Origin of the sequence: Collinsella intestinalis, assembly GCF_902501455.1 — a bacterium.
In the GTDB taxonomy this organism is placed as follows: domain Bacteria; phylum Actinomycetota; class Coriobacteriia; order Coriobacteriales; family Coriobacteriaceae; genus Collinsella; species Collinsella intestinalis.
Window position 1 is genome coordinate 117,626 of sequence record NZ_CABWIC010000011.1, and the last position, 20,239, is coordinate 137,864.

Genomic DNA, 20,239 nt, shown 5'->3' on the forward strand with positions numbered 1-20,239 from the left:
TGTATCGCTTCAATCCCGATATGTGTGGTTTCAAAAAATCAATACCACTGTCACGGAATCGCAACATCGCGGCTTTAAAATGTGGCGCCGTTGTTCATCGACCGAAGGGATTCCTTATGTGCGGAATCGTTGGATACACCGGAGTCGACGCTGCGGCGGGGCTTCTCGTGGGAGAGCTCAAACGTCTCGAGTACCGCGGATATGATTCCGCGGGCCTTGCCCTCGTGAAAGCGCCGTGCGCCGTCGACGCCGCGGATACCGCACGCGCCGCCGACGCGCGGGACGGCCGTGCGACGCTCGACATCATCCGCTGCGCGGGCAAGGTCGCCGGTCTTGAGGACGAGCTCGCAACGCCGGGCCACGGTGCGGTCGCTCGACTCGCGACGTGCGGGATCGGCCATACGCGCTGGGCGACCCACGGGCGCCCCACGGTGGAGAACGCCCATCCCCACGTGAGCTGCGACGGGCGCATCGCGGTGGTCCACAACGGCATCATCGAGAATTTCGCCGAGCTCCGCGCATCGTTGGAGGAGCGCGGGCACGTGTTCAAGAGCGAGACGGATACCGAGGTGTTCGCGCATCTCATCGAGGAGGCCTATCAGGGGGCGCCGAATAGCGCCGGCGGCCCTGCGAAGACCGCGGGCGATCTCATGGCCGCAGTTCGCGAGGCCTGCACGCACGTGGTGGGCGCGTACGGGCTGGCGGCGGTGTGCGCCGATGAGCCGGGTGTGATCGCCGTCGCGCGCAAGGACAGCCCGATCGTCGTTGGCCGCGGGGAGCGGGGAAGCTACGTCGCATCGGATGTCATTGCGCTCATCGACGCCACGCGCGACGTTGTGGTGCTGGAGGACGGCCAGTTCGCCCGTCTTTCGCCGGAGGGCATCACCTACACCGATGCGCAAGGCCGCGCCATCGAGCCCGCGGTCACGCACGTCGATTGGGATGTCGATACGGCCGAGAAGGGCGGCTACCCGGATTTCATGATGAAGGAGATCTGCGAGCAGCCCCGCGTGGTCCGCGACACGCTGGTGGGGCGTCTGGCTTCCTCGGGCGAGCTCGACATCGATGAGCTCGGCCTCACGCCTGAGGAGCTCAGCCTGGTCGACCGCGTGTACGTGATCGCATGTGGAACGAGCTACCATGCCGGCCTCATCGCGAAGAACCTCATCGAGGGTTGGGCCCGCATCCCGTGCGCGGTCGAGGCGGCGAGCGAGTTCAGATATCGCAACCCCATCATCACGCCGAGCACGCTGGTGGTTGCCGTATCGCAGTCCGGGGAGACAGCGGACACCCTGGCGGCGATTCGCGACGCTCGCATCAAGGGAGCCAAGGTCTTCGGCATCACCAACGTGGTCGGTTCCCCCGTGGCGCGCGAGAGCGATGGCGTCATTTACACCAAGGCGAACAAAGAGATCGCGGTCGCCTCGACCAAGAGCTTCACGGGGCAGGTGGTGAGTTTGACGCTGCTCGCCCTGCTGCTTGCCCAGACGAAGGGAAAGCTCACAACGGGGCAGATCCGCATGCTCTTTCGCGAGCTCGGCGATACGGCCGAGCAGATCCAGCACATCCTGGATACGCAGCGGGCAGCGGTTCACGAGGCCGCCCTGGCGTGCAGAGAGGCGCGCTCGGCACTCTTCGTGGGACGCGGTATGGGTTCGGCCATTTCCTGCGAGGGGGCGCTCAAGCTCAAGGAGGTCAGCTACCTGCATGCGGAGGCGTATGCGGCGGGCGAGATGAAACACGGGCCGATCGCCCTCATCGAACGGGGCTTCCCGGTCATCGCCGTGGCGACCAAGAGCCCCACGTACGATAAGACCGTGAGCAATCTCAAGGAATGCGAGGCGCGCGGGGCTTGCATCATCGCGGTGGCGACAGAGGGAGACGAGGAGATCACGCGCGTGGCCGATCACGTCATATATGTGCCGCCGGTGCGCGACGCCCTGAGCCCCATCACCGCGACGGTGCCGTTGCAGTTGCTCGCGCGCGAGGTCGCCGTTCTGCGCGGTTGCGATGTCGATCAGCCGCGCAACCTCGCCAAGAGCGTGACCGTCGAGTAGCTGCGATTCGGCCTCAACCCGATGCGGGCATCAAGCCGATGCCCGCATCGGGCTGAGGCCGCCCACCTTCGAATCGAGGTACTACATCAGGGTCCGCCATGCGTCGCAGAGGGAGCGATAACGCGGCGCATACTGGCTTCCCCGTTGCCAGATGAGGCAGAAGTCATGCTCGATCGCAAAATCGTCGGGCGTGATGTCCGCGAGTTCCCCCCGAGCGAGCTCCTCCTCCACGGCGACTCGATATAGGAACGTGATGCCCGCATCGCCGCGCACGCACGCCTTGATGGCGGGGATGCTCTCAATCTCGACGATCCCCGCGAAGTCCGTGACGGCGAGGTCGCGCGCGGCCAGGTGCCTCTCGAGAATCTCGCGCGTGCCGGACCCCGCTTCGCGCAGGATGAGGCGCTCGCCGAGGAGGTCGCGCACGGACGCCGCCGTACGTCCGGCCTCGTCTGCCCGCGGCCGCCGGTCAAAGGCGCGCCGCTTCGCCTCCTTTGGCGATGCCACGGCGATATAGCGCTCGCGCGAAAGCGTCTCGAAGTCGAATCGCTGACGATCAAAAAACCCTTCTACCAGGGCGAAGTCAATCGTTCCCTCCTCGAGCGAGCGCACCAGTTCGCGCGTGTTGCCCGTCAGGAGCGCGACCTCCGCCTGCGGGTGCGTCGAGAGGTGCGCCGCCATGAGCCTGGGTGCGGTGTAGTCGGCGATGGTCCTGGTGCATCCGAGCCTGAGCGGTGCCTCGCGGGTGTCCGAGGGTTCGGTGGCGAGGGCGCCAGCCTCGAGGGCAAGCCGCGCCTCATCGTTTTCCATGGTGAGGAGTCGCTGGTAGAGCAGGTCCGCGGCGGCGGTCGGTTCGATGCCGCGACCCGTTTTGACGAACAACGTGCAACCGTAATGGGTTTCTATCTGGCGAATGTGCTGAGATGCGGCGGGTTGCGTGATGAGCAGGTTCTCCGCGGCGCGCGTGAAGCTGCGCTGGCGGTAGACCTCTAAAAAGGTGTGCGTGCGATAGTCGAGCATCCGTGGTCCCAACGCGCGATACGGCAGTGATAGGAGATGCAGCAGTAATAAGAAATACTGATGCAAGCATAAACAATACGATGGAAATCATTATAGACAAAGGTCGTACCATGATTTTGGCAATCATCGCACGCGGATCAGGGACGGAGCGCGCCCCGATCAGAACGGGATGGGCCGTGCCTTGGGCGAGCGCGGTCGCGCCCCGGAGTGGGCGCGGCCAAGGCCCCGTCGCGAGCGTAGATAAGAAGAAAGGTTGGATGCATGGAGCTCTTCAAGAATTTCAAGGACCTGTGGCGTGGCGTCGCGCTCGCATTGGTCATCTCGGTGCCGGCATGGCTGCTCGGTAAGCAGTTCGAGGTCATCGGCGGGCCGGTCTTCGCCATCCTCATCGGCATGGCGCTCGGCCTGGTGCTTCGCCGCCGCGCCGACGTGACCGAGGCCGCTGCAGCGGGTATCAAGTACACGTCGAAGAAGATCCTGCAGTACGCGGTGATCCTGCTGGGCTTCGGCCTCAACTTGGGCGAAATCGCCAAGGTGGGCGCTATCTCCCTGCCCATCATCATCTCGACCATCACCACGTCGCTGGTCATCTCGTTCGTGCTGTGCCGCGCGCTGCACATCCCCAAGAAGATCTCGACGCTCGTGGGTGTGGGCTCCTCGATCTGCGGCGGCTCCGCAATTGCCGCCACTGCGCCGGTCATCGATGCGGACGACGAGGAGATCGCCCAGGCCATCAGCGTCATCTTCCTCTTCAACATCATCGCTGCACTGATTTTCCCCTCGCTCGGCGCCATGCTCGGCATGAGCAACGAGGGCTTTGGCCTGTTCGCCGGCACGGCTGTGAACGACACGTCGTCCGTCACCGCCGCCGCAGCTGCCTGGGACGGCATGCACCCGGGCTCCAATGCGCTGGATCATGCCACCATCGTCAAGCTCACCCGCACGCTTGCGATCATCCCCATCACGCTGTTCCTCGCGTTTTGGCAGGTCCGTCAGGCCAAGCGCGCCGCCGAGGCGGGCGAGGGCGCCGGTGCTGCCGCAGGCACGTTTGACATCAAGAAGATCTTCCCGTTCTTCATCCTGTTCTTTGTATTGGCGAGCGTCATCACCACCGTGTTCGCGCTTCCCGTGGCGGTGACTGCGCCCATCAAGACGCTGTCGAAGTTCTTCATCGTGATGGCGATGGCCGCGATTGGCTTCAACACCGACATCGTGAAGCTGGTGAAGACGGGCGGCAAGCCGATCTTCATGGGCTTGTGCTGCTGGATCGGCATTGCCTGTGTGAGCCTCGGCATGCAAAGCGTTCTCGGGATTTGGTAACAAGGACGCCGCTGACGACCCAATTGGGGGCTCAAGTGGGGCCGGCGCCAATCGCGCAGAGCGCTCTCGGTTCAATTGGGGACAGGCACTGATTGAGACAATTTGCGCCGGTCCAGCTGCGGGGCAGTTGCGAGTTGAGGCGCTTGACGCCGAACGTGTCGTCCTGTTTGGTTGAGAAATGGTCGGGATTTGCCGCGCTGCTACAGCCTGGCATTTCCCGACCATTTTTTCATGTTAAACGGGCTAAAACGGTCGTGATTTGCCGGTCTGCGACAGGGTGGCAAATCACGACCATAAAGGGGATTATTCAGGAAAGGCGCGCCGTCATGCATGCCGCTGCTCGAACAAACTAACCGTCTACCAACTTCTGCTCGAAAAATAGGTATAAGGCGGGAAAGATGGAACTATCGGTTATGCATGCGCCCGGACAAAGGGCTCCGGGTGCCCGACAGATAGGAGCCAATCATGGGAATGAAGGCTGATCAGGAGATCTCCCTGGATTTCGAAGGGCTTTTGTCCTACCTCCGCTCAAAGACGCGCGTGTTCATGGACGTCGATGGGCATGAGTACTACGTTACCCACACGGACGGGTACTGGCGCGTGCAGGACTGCGAGCAGCTGAACGAAAAGGGTCGTTTCGTCGATTGCTCCGAGCTCGTCACCACCCTTCCCGAGTTGGTCGAGCTGCCCTGGCTCGATGGCAAGAGCGTGCACGACCTCACCGATGAGGCCACCTTCTTCGAGTCCATCCAGGAAGGCTGGGTGTATCCCGGAACCGAGCCCATTGAGGCCGAGGAGTCCGTTGAGGAGCTCGTCGAGGAGGAGCCTGCGGAGGAGTAGCCGCACGTCACGCGAATAATTCATCGCACCTGCAGGGGTCGCCGCCGGCGGCCCCTTTTTTCTGTTGGGTTTCCTTCCGTTGGACTTCCCTCTGGTGGTTTCCTTTCTGGTGGTTTCCTCCCGTTGGGCCTCCCAGGATGGTCGGGATTTGCTGCTCTGCTACAGCCTGGCGTTTCGCGACCGTTTTTCGGCTAAATACCGTTTGAAAGTGGTCGGGATTTGCCATCCTACGACAGCCAGGCAAATCCCGACCATTTCTCTCGCCCCCCATGCCCCCCGCCGCCAGACGCCCCGTCCCCGTCGGACCCTCCCGATCGGCAAGTCGGCGCAAATTGAGACGTTGGTCGCCACTCGGGACGCCCAGTTGTTCAGGTAGGATTGGTATTGACTTGAGGTGCATATGTCTGGCCGTGGGGGCGGCTGGGAGGGGAACGTGCGTATGAGACTGTTGTTGCGAACCATCAAACCGTATAAGGCCCTCGTTGCGGCGACGCTTGCGGCGTTGTTGCTGGACGTAGCGGGCACGCTGTATGTCCCCACCATGCTCGCCGGCATGATCAACCAGGGCGTGACCAGCGGGAACACAGATTTCATCATCGGTCAGGGTCTTAAGATGCTCGTTGCGTGCTGCTGCGCGAGCGGCGGTGCCCTGCTGGGCAATTACCTGTGCGCCCGCCTCGCCTCCTATGTGGGTCGCGATATCCGCAATGCCGTGTACGATGCCTCGCTCACCTACTCGGGCGGCGACTTTGAGGAGTTCGGCACCGGCTCCATGATCACCCGCACCTTAAACGATGTGAACGTCATCCAGCAGACGGTCATGCTCGCCACCCAGGCCATGCTGCCGGTTCCCATCATCTGCGTCATGGGCACGGTGCTGTCCTTCCGCGTCGACGCGCAGATGGGAGCCATGATGCTCGCGGTGGTCTCCGTGGTCATGGTGTTCGCCGTGATCGCGGTGCGCCGCGCGGCCCCAATCTTCGAGAAGATGCAGGGTTTCATCGACCGCATGAACGTGGTCCTGCGCGAGAACATCATCGGCGTCCGCGTGATTCGCGCCTTTGGCAAAGAGCGCCACGAGGAGGGCCGCATGGGTCGCGTGTTCACCGATTACGCCGATGCGGCGATCAAGGTGAACTGGATCTTCGCGGGCGTGGACTGCTTCAGCTTCTGCCTTATGAACATCGCCGAGGTGCTGCTCATGTGGCTCGGAGGCAACCGCGTGGGCGCACATGCCATGGAGATCGGCAACATCTCCGCGGTGGTCGAGTATGCCATGCTCATCATGTTCTACATCATGATGGCGCAGTTCGTCGCGCTGATGGTGCCGCGTGCCATCGTGTGCCTGCAACGCTGTGCCGAGGTGATCGAGAAGAAGCCGAGCATCGTCGACGGCACGGGCACCGCGCCTCTGGCGCCGGGGCCGAATGGTGAGGTCGCCGCGGCGGACGAGGGCGGAACCTTCAATGCTTCCCTGTCCGATACCGCCCCGGTTGCCACGTTTGACCATGTCTCCTTCCGCTTCCCCGATGCGGACGAGGACACCTTGCACGATATCGATTTTTCCTGCCATCGGGGCCAGACCACCGCGATCATCGGCTCCACCGGTTCGGGCAAATCCACCATCGCCAAGATGCTGCTGCGCTTGCACGACGTCACGGACGGCTCGGTGCGCTTTTCCGGCGCTGACGTGCGCTCCATGACCCAGCACGACCTGCGCGAGCGCATCGCCTATGTGCCGCAGAAGGCCTGGTTGTTCTCGGGCACCATCGCCAGCAACTTGCGCGATGGCCGTGCCGGCGCGACCGAGACCGAGATGCGCCACGCCCTCGACGTGGCCCAATCCGACTTTGTGTGGGGCCTGCCCGAGCGCCTGGACGCCCCGGTTGCCCAGGGCGGCACGAATTTCTCCGGCGGCCAGCGCCAGCGCCTGGCCATCGCCCGCGCCCTCATGAAGCACGCGGACCTCTATATCTTCGACGACAGTTTCTCCGCCCTCGACTTCAAGACCGATGCGGCTCTGCGTCGCGCCCTCAAGCCCGAGACGCGCAACGCCGCCGTGCTCATCATCGCCCAGCGCATCAACACCATCTTGCATGCCGATCAGATCGTCGTACTCAAGGATGGTCGCATTGTGGGCAAGGGCACGCACGAGGAGCTCATGGAGGACTGCGAGGTGTATCGCGAGATCGCGGAGAGTCAGATGAAGGGAGGCGAGTAGCATGGCGTGGGATAAGAAGAAGCGCGACGACGGTTCCGACGAGCTGTTCTCCGAGAACGCCCGCCTCGAGCGCGAGCGTAAGCAGGGCGCTATCGACGATGCGCAGGCCATGGCCGATGCCTCCGGCACCCCCGAGGAGGAGCTCGAGGTCCCCAAAGACACCTGGGGGACGGTGCGCCGTCTGTGGCATGCCGCGGCAGGCGAGCGCTGGCGTTTCGGCGTGGTGATTGCCGCCATCCTCGTGTACACGGGCTTCCATGTTGCCGCACCGGCGTACAGCGCGCGCGTGATCGACGTGCTATGGACCAATATCCAGGCCGCTTTTGCCGAGGGCCGCGCCTTCACGGTGGATTGGGAGACCGGTGGTCGCGAGCTCGCTACCTATTTCGGCATTTGGACGGGCGCCTGCGCGCTGTACTCCGTGCAGTGTTTCGTCATGGCGGGCTTTGCCGAGAAGCTCAACCTTTCGCTGCGCCGGAGCATCGCCGAGAAGCTCAGCCGCCTGCCGCTGAAGTTCTACGACGGCCACAAGCCCGGTGAGGTGGTGAGCCGTGCCACGAACGACCTGGACAAGATGTCCGAGGTGCTGCAGACCGGTCTGCTCAAGCTCATGAGCGCGGTGGGCACGATCATCGGCGCGCTCTACATGATGCTGCGCTACAGCGTGCTGCTCACGGCGATCTTCTTGGTGTTCGCCTTTGTGTCGACCCTCATCACCAAGGGCGTGTCCAAGTGGACGCTCAAGCTCGCCGCCGAGCGTCAGCGTTATGTGGGCGAGCTCACCGCGACAGTGGAGGAGGCCTACTCCGGGCGCCTCATCATCAAGAGCTTCAACCGCGAGGGGTCGAGCTCGCAGAGGGTGCACGAGCTGTCTGACAAGCTCGCTCGTGCCAGCCGTCGCGCGGACTTTGCCACCAATGCCATCAGCCCGCTGATCCGTTTCATCATCCGCCTGGCCCAGGTGCTGATTGCCGTAGTGGCGGGCGGCATGCTCGTGGGCGGCCAGATCACCATCGGCGTGTTCCAGGCGTTCTTCCAGTACATCCACCAGGCATCCGAGCCGCTCACGCAGCTGTCCTTCACCATCAACACGCTGCAGAACGCGCTCGCCAGCGTCGAGCGCGTGTTCGACATTCTCGACGAAGAGGAGGTCGAGCCCGACCCGCTGCCCGAGGTCGCCGCGAAGCTTCCCGCTGCCGTGGAAGGGCGCGTGGACTTTAGCCGTGTGCGCTTTGGATACAATCCGGAAAAGCCGCTTATGCGCGATGTGACGTTCCATGTGAAACCCGGGCAGAAGGTCGCCATCGTGGGTGCCACCGGCGCCGGCAAGACCACGCTCATCAATCTGCTTATGCGTTTTTACGAAATCGGCGGGGGCTCGATCGAGCTCGACGGTGTGGACACCCATGCGATGGCCCGCCCGGACCTGCGCGCGAACTTTGGCATGGTGCTGCAGGATGCATGGCTGTTCGACGGGACGATCGCCGAGAACATCGCCTATGGCCGTCCCGATGCCACTCGCGAGGAGATCGTGCGTGCGGCCGAGATGGCACATGTGGACCACTTCGTCCGCACGATGCCGCAGGGCTACGACACGCATATCGAAAACGATGCCGAGACCATCAGTCAGGGCCAGCGTCAGCTGCTCACCATCGCACGCGTGATTCTGTGTAACCCTGCGATCCTCATTTTGGATGAGGCGACGTCGAGCGTGGATACGCGCACGGAGCGCGATATCGTGCAAGCGATGGAGACGCTCATGCACGGGCGCACCAGCTTTGTGATCGCGCATCGCCTGAGCACCATCGTGGACGCCGATCTGATCTTGCACATGCGCGCCGGCACCATCATCGAGCAGGGCACCCATGAGGAGCTGCTCGCGGAGAACGGTCCCTACGCCGATCTCTACCGGAGCCAGTTCGCCTAGGCCGCCCTGCCCATGTCTCAATTGGGGACAGGAACAAATTGAGACATTCGGCGCGTCGCGGGTCGCGCGGACACGCTTATAGAGACGTCTCAATATGTGCCTGTCCCCAATTGAGACGCGGCCAAGTGACAGGTGTCGTTCAAGGCCCCCGGGATGCCGTTCGCCGAGTGGTATCCCGGGGGTCTTTGTATGCGTTGCGTAATGAGACGGTTTGCGAATATATGCATGAACATGGATATCTAGCTGCGGAAATAAGGATTCTGTTAACAACGAAAATAAATAAAGACCCATCTAGCTGCGAATATGTACTATTCCCGCAGTTCGATGAAGGGTTGTTTAACGCAGGCGAGCGGCATACCATTACTTATGTTGTGTTCAAAACGTGTAGCAACAAAGGAGGTTGTGTGATGGTAAGTATCGTTTTGGCAAGCCATGGTGACTTGGCAGAGGGTCTGAAGATGACCGGTTCGATGGTCTTCGGCGATCAGCCCAACGTCGCCACGGTTTCCCTTATGCCGAGCATGGGTCCGGACGACTTCCGCCAGAAGGTGGAAGAGGCGGTCGCTTCCTTCGACGATCCCGAGGACGTCTTGTTCCTCGTCGATCTGTGGGGCGGCACCCCCTTCAACCAGATCAGCGGTCTGTTCGACGCCCACCCCAGTTGGGCGATCCTGACTGGTGTGAACCTGCCGATGCTTGTCGAGGTGTACACCGCTCGCTTCGACGCATCCAAGACGGCCCACGATATCGCCAAGCACGTCATTTCCGAGGCCCGCGCCGGCGTTCGCGTCAAGCCCGAGTCTCTCGAGCCTGTGGAGGCCAAGCCCGCGGCAGCCGCGGCGCCGGCCGCCCATCAGGGCGCCATCCCCGAGGGCACGGTCCTCGGGGATGGCCACATCAAGTTCGTGCTCGCCCGTGTCGATACCCGTCTGCTCCACGGTCAGGTGGCAACCACGTGGACCAAGATGACCAGCCCCGATCGCATCATCGTCGTGTCCGACGCCGTCTCTCACGATGACCTGCGCAAGTCCATGATCATGGAGGCCGCGCCTCCCGGAGTTAAGGCCCATGTCGTCCCGGTCCAGAAGATGATCGAGGTCGCCAAGGACCCGCGTTTCGGCGCCACCAAGGCCATGCTCCTGTTCGAGACCCCGCAGGACCTGCTCCGCGCGGTCGAGGGCGGCGTGGACATCAAGGAGGTCAACCTCGGCTCGATGGCCCACTCCGTGGGCAAGGTCGTCGTGACCAACGCCATCGCCATGGATAACGACGATGTCGAGACGCTCGAGAAGCTCGCCGCCCGCGGCATCACCTTCGATATCCGCAAGGTCCCGGCCGATTCCGCCGAGTCCTTCGACGCGATGATCAAGAAGGCCAAGTCCGAGCTGGCCGCCCAGTAAAGGAGGGAATATGTCAGCACTTTCGATCGTTTTGATCGCCATCATCGCGCTGCTGGCCGGTATGGAGGGTATTCTGGACGAGTTCCAGTTCCACCAGCCGCTCGTGGCCTGCACGCTCATCGGTCTCGTGTCCGGCCACCTGCAGGAGGGCGTCATGCTCGGCGGCTCCCTGCAGATGATCGCCCTCGGTTGGGCGAACGTCGGCGCCGCCGTCGCGCCCGATGCGGCCCTGGCCTCCGTTGCGTCCGCCATCATCATGGTGCTCGCGCTCGACGGTGGTACGGCCGACTCCCAGACCGCCATCACCACCTCCATCGCTCTCGCCGTGCCGCTGTCCGTGGCTGGCCTGTTCCTGACGATGATTTGCCGCACGCTCGCCATCCCCATAGTTCACGCCATGGATGCCGCCGCCGAGAAGGGCGACTTCAAGGGCATTGAGATGTGGCAGATCCTGGCCATCCTCATGCAGGGTGCCCGCATCGCCATCCCGGCTGTGGCCCTGTGCTTCGTCTCGCCCGAGATTGTGACTAACGCGCTCAACATGATGCCCGCATGGCTGTCCGGCGGCATGGCCGTCGGCGGTGGCATGGTCGCTGCCGTCGGTTACGCCATGGTCATCAACATGATGGCGACCAAGGAGGTTTGGCCGTTCTTCGCGCTCGGCTTCGTCTTCGCCGCTATCAATCAGCTCACGCTCATCGCCCTCGGCGTCATCGGCGTGTCCCTCGCCCTGCTGTACCTCGGCCTCAAGGACCTGGCCAAGAACAGCGGCGGCTCTGCCGGTACCGGCGATCCGCTCGGCGACATCCTGAACGATTACGAGTAAGGAAGGGAGGACGTACATCATGGCAGAGAACAAGGTTCAGCTTTCCAAGTCCGACCGCATGTCGGTGTGCATGCGTCATCAGTTCCTGCAGGGCTCGTGGAACTACGAGCGCATGCAGAACGGCGGCTGGTGCTTCGCTATGATCCCCGCGATCAAGAAGCTCTACTCCAACAAGGAGGACCAGATTGCGGCGCTCAAGCGTCACATGGAGTTCTACAACACGCATCCGTACGTGTCCGCTCCCGTCATCGGCGTCACCCTCGCTCTTGAGGAGGACCGCGCCAACGGCGCTCAGGTCGAGGACGCTGCGATCCAGGGCGTGAAGGTCGGTATGATGGGCCCGCTGGCCGGTGTCGGCGACCCCGTCTTCTGGTTCACCCTTCGCCCGATCCTCGGCGCGCTCGGCGCTTCCCTGGCCCTCGGTGGCTCCATCATGGGTCCGCTGCTGTTCTTCTTCGCGTGGAACATCATCCGCATCGCGTTCCTTTGGTACACCCAGGAGTTCGGCTACAAGGTTGGCACCTCCATCACCAAGGACCTCTCTGGCGGTCTGATGGGCAAGATCACCGAGGGTGCCTCCATTCTGGGCATGTTCATCATCGGCGCGCTCGTGCAGCGCTGGGTGAGCATCTCCTTCACCCCGGTCGTCTCCACGGTTCAGCAGTCCCCCGGCGCCTACATCGATTGGGCGAGCCTACCCGCGGGTGCTGAGGGCATCCATCAGGCCCTGAGCCAGTACGCAGCGCTCGGTCCCACCGGCCTCGAGGTCGCCAAGGTGACCACGCTCCAGGCCAATCTCGACCAGCTGATCCCCGGCCTTGCCGCCGTGGGCCTCACGCTCCTGTGCTGCAAGCTGCTCAAGAAGAAGGTCTCCCCGATCGTCATCATCATCGCCCTGTTCGCCGTGGGTATCGTTGCCCGCCTGCTCGGCATCATGTAAGACGCTTCGGTATCAAGCGCACTCAGGCGCTTGAGCCTCGAGCCGCGCCGCTGCCATGGTTCGCCATTCGCAGCGGCGCGGCTTTTCCGTACTTGCGGGCGTTCCCGCCGCAGTCGTATATTTCTTCAAGACCGCCTGGCGGGATTTCGACACACGTGCGTTTCCGGCTGAACATGCAGGGAAACGCTTGAGGAGGATGCAGGGATGGCGCAATCGCAGAACAGCTCGGTCTACTACACGGAGAAGGCCACGTCGTTTCATGGGATGTCGACCTATGGTTCGGTGATGCTTGGCAACAACGCCTTCGAGTTCTATAACGAGAAAAACCCTGAGGACTTCATCCAGATCCCCTGGTCCGAGATCGATCACGTGGCGGCGTCGGTGCTGTTCGGCGGCAAAAAGATCTCGCGCTTCGCGATCTTCGTGAAGGGGAGCGAAAGCGGGTTCTCGTTCTCCACGAGGGACAATAAGGCCACGTTGCGCGCTATGCGCGAGCATGTGCCCGAAGACAAACTTTTGCGCTCTCTGAGCTTCTTTGACGTGATCAAACGCGGCGTGCTGTCACTGTTCCGCAAAAACCGCTAGAATATCCCATACGCGCTTTCGGATGCGTCGATGGGCTTTTTCGTCGAGTATGTTCCGGTCGCGCAACCATGGCAATGCCTCCGTAGCTCAGGGGATAGAGCACCGCTCTCCTAAAGCGGGTGTCGTACGTTCGAATCGTATCGGGGGCACCATTGCAACTAAAAAGGCCGCCACGCGCTCGTTCGCGTGGCGGCCTTTTCTCGTTATCCGCTAGTCCTCGGTGTTGGCGTCGGTTCGCGCCTGCGTGGTGAGGGTGATCGTGGTGCCCTTGTCCAGCGATCCGGAGGCAGACTGGCTCACGATGATGCCGTCAGCCGGGCCGTTCACCACGACCTTGAAGCCGAGCGACTCGAGCTGCGGCTTGGCGTGGGAGGCGGAGTCGTTCACAAAGTTAGGTGCGTTGACCTTGGCGACCGGCTCGGGACCCTGGGACAGTACGATCTTGATGGTGGTGCCGGGCTTGACGCTGCCACCGGGCTCGTAGCTGATCACAGAGCCGGCTGGAACGGTGGCGCTGTAGTCGGAGCTGAAGGTGTAGCTGAGCTTATCGCCGAGCGCCTCGATGGCCTGCTCCTTGGTCTTGCCGGTGAGGTTGGGCACGTCAATGGTGTCGGGGCCGGTGGACACCCAGTACTCGATGACGGTGCCCTCCTCAACAGCCTCGCCGGTGTTTTTGCCCTGCTTGAAGACGGTGCCGGCCTCGGCCTCGTTGGACTCCTCGTGCGCCTGGCCCTTGAGGTTGGCGGCGGTGAGCAGAGCCTCGGCCTCATCGGCGGTCTTGCCGGTGATGTTAGGGACCTCGGTCTCCTTGACGGGGACGGGGCCCTTGGAGAGCGTCAGCGTGACCGTGGAGCCCTCAGGCGCCTCCTTGTTGCCATCGGGCGTCTGGTCGACGACGCGGCCCTCTTCGACCTCATCGTCATTCACAGCCTTGCCGTACTCGACGTTGAAGCCGGCGTTCTTGAGCGCGTCCTCGGCCTCTTCCTGCGTGTAGTCGATGACGTTGGGAACGATGACCATCTCGCCGGAACCGCCGAACAGGTTGCTGGCAAAGAAGACAGCGGCGGCGATTACCACGATGGCGCCGATCACGATGGCGGCGATTTTGGCGCTGTTGCCCTTCTTGGGCTCCTCGTAGTCGTTCTGGCCGCGCGAGGATGCGGGCGCTGCGACGCGCGGACCGGCGGTGGTGGAGCCGGGGCCGGCAGCGCCTACGGGGCGCACCATGGCCTGGGTGGCGTCACTCATCACGCGGGTCTCGGCACCGCCGACGCCCATGGGCGCGGCAATCACGCGTGTGGGCTCCGCCACGTCGACCGCGCGACCGGTGGCATAGGCGTTGAGCACCTGGCGCAGCTCGTCGGCGGTCTGGAAGCGGTTGGCGGGGTCCTTCTCCATGCACTTGAGGATGATGCGCTCGAGTGCCGGGTCAACGCCGGGGTTCACCTGGCTCGGCGGGATGGGCAGTTCATTGACCTGCTTGAGAGCCACGGAGATGGCATCGTCGCCATCGAAGGGCACGCGGCCGGTGGCGCACTCGTACATGACCACGCCGAGGGAGTAGATGTCGCTCGTGGCGCCCAGGTCCTGACCGCGGGTCTGCTCGGGGGAGACGTAGTGGGCGGTGCCCAGGACGTTGTTGTCCTGCGTGAGATGGCTGTTCTTGGCGCGCGCGATGCCGAAGTCCATCACCTTGATGTTACCGTCGGGCAGCACCATGATGTTTTGCGGCTTGATGTCGCGGTGGATGATCTCGTGCTTGTGTGCAACGGAGAGGGCGCCGCAGATCTGAGAGCCGATCTGGGCGACCTTCTTGGGATCGAGGGCGCCGTGGCTGCGCACGCCGCTCTTGAGGTCGGTGCCGCGCAGGTACTCCATGACGATATAGTACGTGTCGCCGTCCTTGCCCCAGTCGTACACGCCCACGATGTAGGGGCTCTGCAGACCGGCTGCGGCCTGCGCCTCCTGCTTGAAGCGAGCGGCGAAGGTGGCGTCCCCGGCGTACTGGGGCAGCATGATCTTCACGGCAACGGTGCGGTCGAGCACCTGGTCCTGCGCGCGATACACGCTGGCCATGCCGCCGTTTCCGACCTTATCCTTGAGCAGGTACCTTCCTCCAAGTACACGCTGTCCGTCTGGCATGTCTTTAACTCCTCATCAATCTATCCGCCGTAGGCGGAAGTGTTACCTCGTACCGGTGAATTGCTACAGCCCCTGTGTCGCGAGCGCCGCGCGCAGGACCTGTCCGCCTACGGCCGCCGCGCTTTCCTCGCCCTTCGCGTTCTGCTCGATGACGACGGCGATTGCCACGGTGGGGGTGTCGTAGGGGGCAAATCCAACGAACGTGGAGTTCGCGTTGGCGTTGTTGGTCTCGGCGGTGCCGGTCTTACCGGCCACCTTCACGCCCGCGATCGCCGCGGCCGAGCCGGTGCCGTTTTGGACGACGTCGAGCATGGCCTGCTTGACCTGCTCGGCGGTGCCGCTGCCCACGGCCTGGCCGAGGGAGTGGCCGCGCGTGGTCTTGAGGACCGTGCCGTCGGGGGCGAGGATCTGCGAGACCACGTAGGGGTTCATGGCGATGCCGTTGTTGGCGATCGTGGCGGCCATGAGCGCGTTTTGCATCACGGTGGCCTGCGGGCCGGGCGTGTGGCCCTGGCCGACGGGCTGGCCGGCGCCCGCCCAGGCGAGCTCCCACTCCGTCATCTCCTCAGGGTTGGGCATGACGGATGCGGCGGTGGTAAAGTCCAGGCCGAGCTGCTGTCCGTAGCCAAAGGCGCGCGCCGTGGCCACGAGCTTCTCGGCGCCCAGGCCGTCGGCCACCTGGCCAAAGACCGTGTTGGACGAGAGCGCGAAGGCCTTGGCGAGCGAAATCTTGCCGTGACCGCGCTCGCCGATGCTCACAACGTCCGCGCCGCCGATTTCCATGCGTCCCGGGCTGTCGTAGGTGGTGTCGAGCGTGGCCAGGCCATTCTCGAGCGCCGAGGCGAGCGTGAGCACCTTGAAGGTGGAGCCCGGCGTGTAGAGCGCGAGGGTTGCGCGGTCGTACATGGAGGTGTCCGTACCGCCGCTGGCGTTGGCGGCCTCGATCGCCGCTTGGATGTTCGTGTTGTCGAACGTGGGGGCGCTGGCCCAGGCGAGCACGGCGCCGCTGCGCGGGTCGAGGGCGACGATGGCGCCCACGCGGCCGGCGAGGGCCTGCTCGGCTGCACGCTGGATGCGCGAGTCGATGGTGAGCTGGACCGAGTTGCCCGGCTCGCTGATGCCGGCGAGCGAGTTGAGGGCGTTTTGCCAGCTCGAGTAATCCTTGGACCCCGTGAGCGTGTCGTTTTGCGTGTTCTCGATGCCCATGGTGCCGTATTGCTGGGAGTAGTAGCCCACCACGTGTGCGGCGAGGTTGCCGTTGGGGTAGGAGCGGGCGTACGTGCCGTCGGCCTGCTGGACGGACTCGGCGAGTGTCAGGCCATCTGCGGTGATGATCGAGCCGCGCTTGATGAAGCGCGCCTTGTTGATGGTGTGGTTGTTGCTCGGCATGTCCTGATACTCGGACGCCTTGATCACCTGGATATAGGTGATGTTGCCGATGAGCACGGCGAACAGCGCGGTGAACAGGAACACGGTGCGGGTCAGGCGGTTGGCGAGCGCCACGCGGCCGAGCAGGCCGCTCTCGGGCGTGTCGAGGGCGGGACGGCGCATGTGAGAGCCGCGCACGGTGGTGCGGTAGCCGGCGGTGGCCAAGTCGGTGCTCGTGTTGGCGATCTCGGTCGAGCGGCCGGTTGCCTCGTCGCCGGCGCGCAGCAGCAGGGCGACGATCACGAAGCTCGCGAGCAGGGAGGAGCCGCCCTGGCTCATGAAGGGCAGGGTCACGCCGGTGAGCGGGATGAGCTTGGTCACGCCGCCCACGATGGTGAAGGCCTGGAAGGAGATGGCCGCGGTGAGGCCGGCGGCGGAGAAGGCCGCCAGGTCGGACTTGGCACGCGCGGCGGTGGTGAGGCCGCGGACCGCGAACAGCATGAACAGCAGCAGCACGGCGGAGCCGCCGAGCAGGCCCATCTCCTCGCCGATCGCGGCGAAGATCATATCGGAGGCCACGACGGGGATGATGTCGGCCATGCCCTTGCCGATGCCGACGCCCGCGAGGCCGCCGTCTGCCAGGGAGAACAGCGACTGGACGATCTGGTAGCCGAGGTTCTGCGCGTCGGAGAACGGGTCGAGCCAGATGGCCACGCGGACCTGCACGTGGCTCATGATCTGGTACATGCCGAATGCGCCGACGGCGAGCAGCGCAAGGCCGATGATCACGTAGGACACGCGGCCCGTGGCCACGTAGAGCATGATCAAGAAGATGGTGTAGAACAAAAGCGCGCTGCCCAGGTCGCGTTCGAACGCGACGACGAGCAGGCAGACGCCCCACACGATGAACAGCGGGTAGAGCAGGCGCAGGCGTGGGAACTTGATGCCGAGCACGGTGCGGTTGGAGATGGACAGCAGCTCGCGGTTCTCGGCCAGGTAGCCGGCGAGGAACAAGACGATGAGGACCTTGGCGAACTCACCGGGTTGGAACTGGAAGCCGCCGATCTTGATCCACAGCTTGGAGCCATAGATCTCGGTGCCGATGAACATGGGCAGCACGAGCAAGATGATGCCGGCGATGCCCAGGACGTATTTGTAGCGTTTGATGACCTCGAGGTTCTTCACCACGGCGAGCGTTCCCACCATGAGGGCCACGCCCAGGAACAGGAAAATCACCTGGCCCAGCGAGGCGTCGGGCTGCAGACGCGTGACGAAGGTGATACCAATGCCCGAGAGCGTGAACACGACGGGCAGGATCGCCGGGTCGGCGCCGGGCGCGAAGATGCGCACGCCGATATGGGCCGCGGCGAATGCGGCGAACAGCCCCAGCGGGACGGCCAGCGTCTGGAAGGAGAGCGCGGCGCCCGTGGTGACCACGTACATGGCGTAGAGCAGCGTGACGGGGAACGCGGCGGCTATGAGCAGGAGCAGTTCGGTCGTGCGGCGACTCATTTACGCGGCACCTCCCTCGGTCGTGGTTGAAGGTGAAATGGCATCGGCGGGCGATTCGCTCGGGGACGTTCCGCCTGCCAGGGCGTCTGCGGGGCTTGTGCCCGGCGCCTCCGTGGACCCGGTGAGATCCTGTTGGATGGCGCGCGCGTCCTCGATGAGTTTGGTCTGCGTCTCGTCGATCTGCGCTCGGTAGTTCTCCACCGCGTCCTGCGCGTCCTTGAGGTTCTTCTGCGGGATGCCCTCGCGCAGGCGGTTTTGAGTGTCCTCGGGGAGGTACTTGAGCTGGATGGAGGTCTCATCCTCGAGCCAGTTGAGCTTGAGCCCGAGGAGCGAGTCGGGAATGCCGGTGTAGATGGCGACCGCATCGTCCTTCACGCCCAGGTAGACGGACTTGCGGATGGAGATGAACGAGGCCACGCCGGCCACGATGAGCGCGATGAGTAGGCCAACGATGGCGAAGAACAGCGTGCGCTTGTGCTTGCGGGCGACCTCCCGAACGCGGCCGTCGTCGGTGATGTCGACCACCACGACGGTGACGTTGTCTCCGCCGCCTGCGGCGAGCGCGGCGTCGACCAGGTTGTCCGTGCAGATCTGCGCGGTGGAGCTCTGCTGGGCGATGCGCTCGATCTCGCCGTCTGGGACCATGCCCGACATGCCATCGGAGCACAGAATGAGGCGATCGCCCTCCTCGACGTTCAAGGTGAAATGGTCGGCGTACATCGCCGGATCGGAGCCCAGGGCTCGCGTGATGACGGACCGGTTGGGATGCGTGCGCGCCTCGTCGGCGGTGATCTCGCCGGCATCGACGAGCTCCTCGACGTAGGAGTGATCGCGCGTGACACGGATGAGGGTGCCCTCGTGTAGCAGGTAGGCGCGCGAGTCGCCCACGTGCGCGATGGCGAGGGTGGTGCCCTCGATGTAGGCGGCGGTGGCGGTGCAGCCCATGCCGGGCCTGCCCACGCCGTTCACGGCCGCCTCGATGATGGCGGCGTTGGCCGCCTCGATGGAGGCGGCGAGCTGTGCGGCATCGGCCGACTTGGGGCCGGTCTTGGCGATGGTCTCGACGGCGATCGCGCTGGCAACCTCACCGGCGGCGTGGCCGCCCATGCCGTCGCACACGCAGAACAGCGGCGAGGCGGCGAGATAGGAGTCCTCGTTGTGGCTGCGCACACAGCCCACGTCGGAGCGGGCGCCCCACATGAGCATGGAGGACGTGCCGGCGTCGAAGGTGGCGTCGGTGTCGATCAGGTCGTCGGTGATGGGCTCGAAGTCCATGGTCGAGCCGGGATCGTTGAGCTTGGCCTCCACGGCCTGGAGGTCGATCTCGGCCGTGTCCTCAGGCGAGACGGGTGCGGTTGGATCGGGGATCGACTGGATGGGAATCTCGGGCTCGGGCTCGAAGGAGCCGGGGGCGGCATGCGCCGGAGCGGGCGCGGGCGCCGGGGTGGGCGCGGGCGCGGGCGTGGCTTCGACCGAGATGGGGGGCGCTGCATGCGCCGGGGCCGTATGGGCGGGCGGCATGGGGGCCGGCTTGTCGTAATCGGGCGCCCAGGGATCCGGGGCGCCCGATGCCGGAATAGCAGAGGCCGGGGCCACAGGGGCCGCCGGTCGAGCGTGCTGGGCTTGTGATTCGTACCCGGTGGTGCGCAGGTCGTCCTGCTCGGGTGTCATCGACGGTTCACCTTCATGACCACGTCGCCGATCTGGACCTCATCGCCTTCGCGAAGGGTCGCAGGCTCCTGCAGCGCGCGGCCGTTGACGAGGGTGCCGTTGAGCGAGTTGAGGTCCTCGATCACGAGCGCGGGGCCCTGGAGGGAGAAGCGCGCGTGGCTCGCGGAGACGAAGGGCTCGTTCACGCAGATATCGGAGGACGGGGAGCGGCCCACGATGACCGGCCCCAGGATGTCCATGTGGATGCCGCGAATGCCGCGCGGTCCCTTATCGACATCGATCGTCCAGATCGCGGAGTCGCGGCGCTGGCCGCGCACCAGCCCCACGCCCGTCTTCATGACGGCGAACAGGAAGATGTAGAGCAGTGCGACGAGGACGATGCGCCCGGCGAACAGGATGATGTCGATCAC

At 64.1% G+C, this 20,239-nt stretch carries 14 protein-coding genes and 1 tRNA gene; 10 read left to right on the forward strand and 5 right to left on the reverse strand.

The window, feature by feature from the left end; genetic code table 11:
* Positions 1-116: 116 nt before the first annotated feature.
* Positions 117-2,057 (forward strand): glutamine--fructose-6-phosphate transaminase (isomerizing), encoded by a 1,941-nt coding sequence (gene glmS / locus AOBCEHNH_RS05530; RefSeq protein ID WP_152063494.1) that lies wholly within the window; start codon positions 117-119, stop codon positions 2,055-2,057.
* Positions 2,058-2,138: 81 nt separating this feature from the next.
* On the opposite strand, the gene AOBCEHNH_RS05535 is transcribed toward glmS, so the two are convergent.
* Positions 2,139-3,077 (reverse strand): LysR family transcriptional regulator, encoded by a 939-nt coding sequence (locus AOBCEHNH_RS05535; protein ID WP_152063495.1) that lies wholly within the window; start codon positions 3,075-3,077, stop codon positions 2,139-2,141.
* 261 nt (positions 3,078-3,338) lie between these two features.
* On the opposite strand from AOBCEHNH_RS05535, the gene AOBCEHNH_RS05540 reads away from it, so the two are divergent.
* The 9 genes from AOBCEHNH_RS05540 to AOBCEHNH_RS05580 all read left to right on the forward strand — a co-directional run bounded on the left by AOBCEHNH_RS05540 (position 3,339) and on the right by AOBCEHNH_RS05580 (position 13,288).
* The gene (locus AOBCEHNH_RS05540; protein ID WP_152063496.1) at positions 3,339-4,397 is read left to right on the forward strand and encodes a YeiH family protein; all 1,059 of its coding nucleotides are present in this window, start codon (positions 3,339-3,341) and stop codon (positions 4,395-4,397) included.
* Between the two features lie 465 nt (positions 4,398-4,862).
* Positions 4,863-5,237, forward strand: coding sequence for a CDP-alcohol phosphatidyltransferase (locus tag AOBCEHNH_RS05545; RefSeq protein ID WP_152063497.1), 375 nt, complete (start codon positions 4,863-4,865; stop codon positions 5,235-5,237).
* Positions 5,238-5,676: 439 nt separating this feature from the next.
* On the forward strand, positions 5,677-7,458 hold the full coding sequence (locus tag AOBCEHNH_RS05550) for an ABC transporter ATP-binding protein (RefSeq protein ID WP_193221195.1): 1,782 nt from the start codon (positions 5,677-5,679) through the stop codon (positions 7,456-7,458).
* Between the two features lies 1 nt (position 7,459).
* A complete protein-coding gene (locus AOBCEHNH_RS05555; RefSeq protein ID WP_152063499.1) occupies positions 7,460-9,385 on the forward strand; it encodes an ABC transporter ATP-binding protein in 1,926 nt (641 codons plus the stop codon).
* Positions 9,386-9,792: 407 nt separating this feature from the next.
* Complete coding sequence (locus AOBCEHNH_RS05560) at positions 9,793-10,785, forward strand: PTS sugar transporter subunit IIB (RefSeq protein ID WP_152063500.1); 993 nt, start codon at positions 9,793-9,795, stop codon at positions 10,783-10,785.
* A gap of 10 nt (positions 10,786-10,795) precedes the next feature.
* Positions 10,796-11,611 carry a PTS mannose/fructose/sorbose transporter subunit IIC gene (locus AOBCEHNH_RS05565; RefSeq protein WP_118272399.1) on the forward strand — a complete coding sequence of 272 codons (816 nt, stop codon included), beginning with the start codon at positions 10,796-10,798 and terminating at the stop codon, positions 11,609-11,611.
* 19 nt (positions 11,612-11,630) lie between these two features.
* Positions 11,631-12,551, forward strand: coding sequence for a PTS system mannose/fructose/sorbose family transporter subunit IID (locus AOBCEHNH_RS05570; protein ID WP_118272398.1), 921 nt, complete (start codon positions 11,631-11,633; stop codon positions 12,549-12,551).
* Between the two features lie 204 nt (positions 12,552-12,755).
* On the forward strand, positions 12,756-13,136 hold the full coding sequence (locus tag AOBCEHNH_RS05575; protein WP_152063501.1) for a DUF956 family protein: 381 nt from the start codon (positions 12,756-12,758) through the stop codon (positions 13,134-13,136).
* Positions 13,137-13,212: 76 nt separating this feature from the next.
* A tRNA-Arg gene (locus AOBCEHNH_RS05580) sits at positions 13,213-13,288 on the forward strand.
* 58 nt (positions 13,289-13,346) lie between these two features.
* Here AOBCEHNH_RS05580 and pknB read toward each other — a convergent pair.
* From pknB to AOBCEHNH_RS05600, 4 genes are all read right to left on the reverse strand, one after another.
* Positions 13,347-15,278, reverse strand: coding sequence for a Stk1 family PASTA domain-containing Ser/Thr kinase (gene pknB / locus AOBCEHNH_RS05585; RefSeq protein ID WP_152063502.1), 1,932 nt, complete (start codon positions 15,276-15,278; stop codon positions 13,347-13,349).
* 63 nt (positions 15,279-15,341) lie between these two features.
* The gene (locus AOBCEHNH_RS05590; protein WP_152063503.1) at positions 15,342-18,158 is read right to left on the reverse strand and encodes an FtsW/RodA/SpoVE family cell cycle protein; all 2,817 of its coding nucleotides are present in this window, start codon (positions 18,156-18,158) and stop codon (positions 15,342-15,344) included.
* Entirely contained in the window at positions 18,159-19,829 is a 1,671-nt protein-coding gene (locus AOBCEHNH_RS05595) for a Stp1/IreP family PP2C-type Ser/Thr phosphatase (protein WP_152063504.1), read from the reverse strand.
* Positions 19,826-20,239: an FHA domain-containing protein gene (locus tag AOBCEHNH_RS05600; protein ID WP_006723393.1), complete on the reverse strand. Its 414-nt coding sequence runs from the start codon at positions 20,237-20,239 to the stop codon at positions 19,826-19,828. Before AOBCEHNH_RS05600 ends, AOBCEHNH_RS05595 begins: the two co-directional genes overlap by 4 nt.

What these genes read in the sequence shown, in the direction of transcription:
- glmS (WP_152063494.1), top strand. Translation starts at nt 117, where the DNA reads ATGTGCGGAATCGTTGGATACACCGGAGTCGACGCTGCGGCGGGGCTT.
- AOBCEHNH_RS05535 (WP_152063495.1), bottom strand. Translation starts at nt 3,077, where the DNA reads ATGCTCGACTATCGCACGCACACCTTTTTAGAGGTCTACCGCCAGCGC.
- AOBCEHNH_RS05540 (WP_152063496.1), top strand. Translation starts at nt 3,339, where the DNA reads ATGGAGCTCTTCAAGAATTTCAAGGACCTGTGGCGTGGCGTCGCGCTC.
- AOBCEHNH_RS05545 (WP_152063497.1), top strand. Translation starts at nt 4,863, where the DNA reads ATGGGAATGAAGGCTGATCAGGAGATCTCCCTGGATTTCGAAGGGCTT.
- AOBCEHNH_RS05550 (WP_193221195.1), top strand. Translation starts at nt 5,677, where the DNA reads ATGAGACTGTTGTTGCGAACCATCAAACCGTATAAGGCCCTCGTTGCG.
- AOBCEHNH_RS05555 (WP_152063499.1), top strand. Translation starts at nt 7,460, where the DNA reads ATGGCGTGGGATAAGAAGAAGCGCGACGACGGTTCCGACGAGCTGTTC.
- AOBCEHNH_RS05560 (WP_152063500.1), top strand. Translation starts at nt 9,793, where the DNA reads ATGGTAAGTATCGTTTTGGCAAGCCATGGTGACTTGGCAGAGGGTCTG.
- AOBCEHNH_RS05565 (WP_118272399.1), top strand. Translation starts at nt 10,796, where the DNA reads ATGTCAGCACTTTCGATCGTTTTGATCGCCATCATCGCGCTGCTGGCC.
- AOBCEHNH_RS05570 (WP_118272398.1), top strand. Translation starts at nt 11,631, where the DNA reads ATGGCAGAGAACAAGGTTCAGCTTTCCAAGTCCGACCGCATGTCGGTG.
- AOBCEHNH_RS05575 (WP_152063501.1), top strand. Translation starts at nt 12,756, where the DNA reads ATGGCGCAATCGCAGAACAGCTCGGTCTACTACACGGAGAAGGCCACG.
- pknB (WP_152063502.1), bottom strand. Translation starts at nt 15,278, where the DNA reads ATGCCAGACGGACAGCGTGTACTTGGAGGAAGGTACCTGCTCAAGGAT.
- AOBCEHNH_RS05590 (WP_152063503.1), bottom strand. Translation starts at nt 18,158, where the DNA reads ATGAGTCGCCGCACGACCGAACTGCTCCTGCTCATAGCCGCCGCGTTC.
- AOBCEHNH_RS05595 (WP_152063504.1), bottom strand. Translation starts at nt 19,829, where the DNA reads ATGACACCCGAGCAGGACGACCTGCGCACCACCGGGTACGAATCACAA.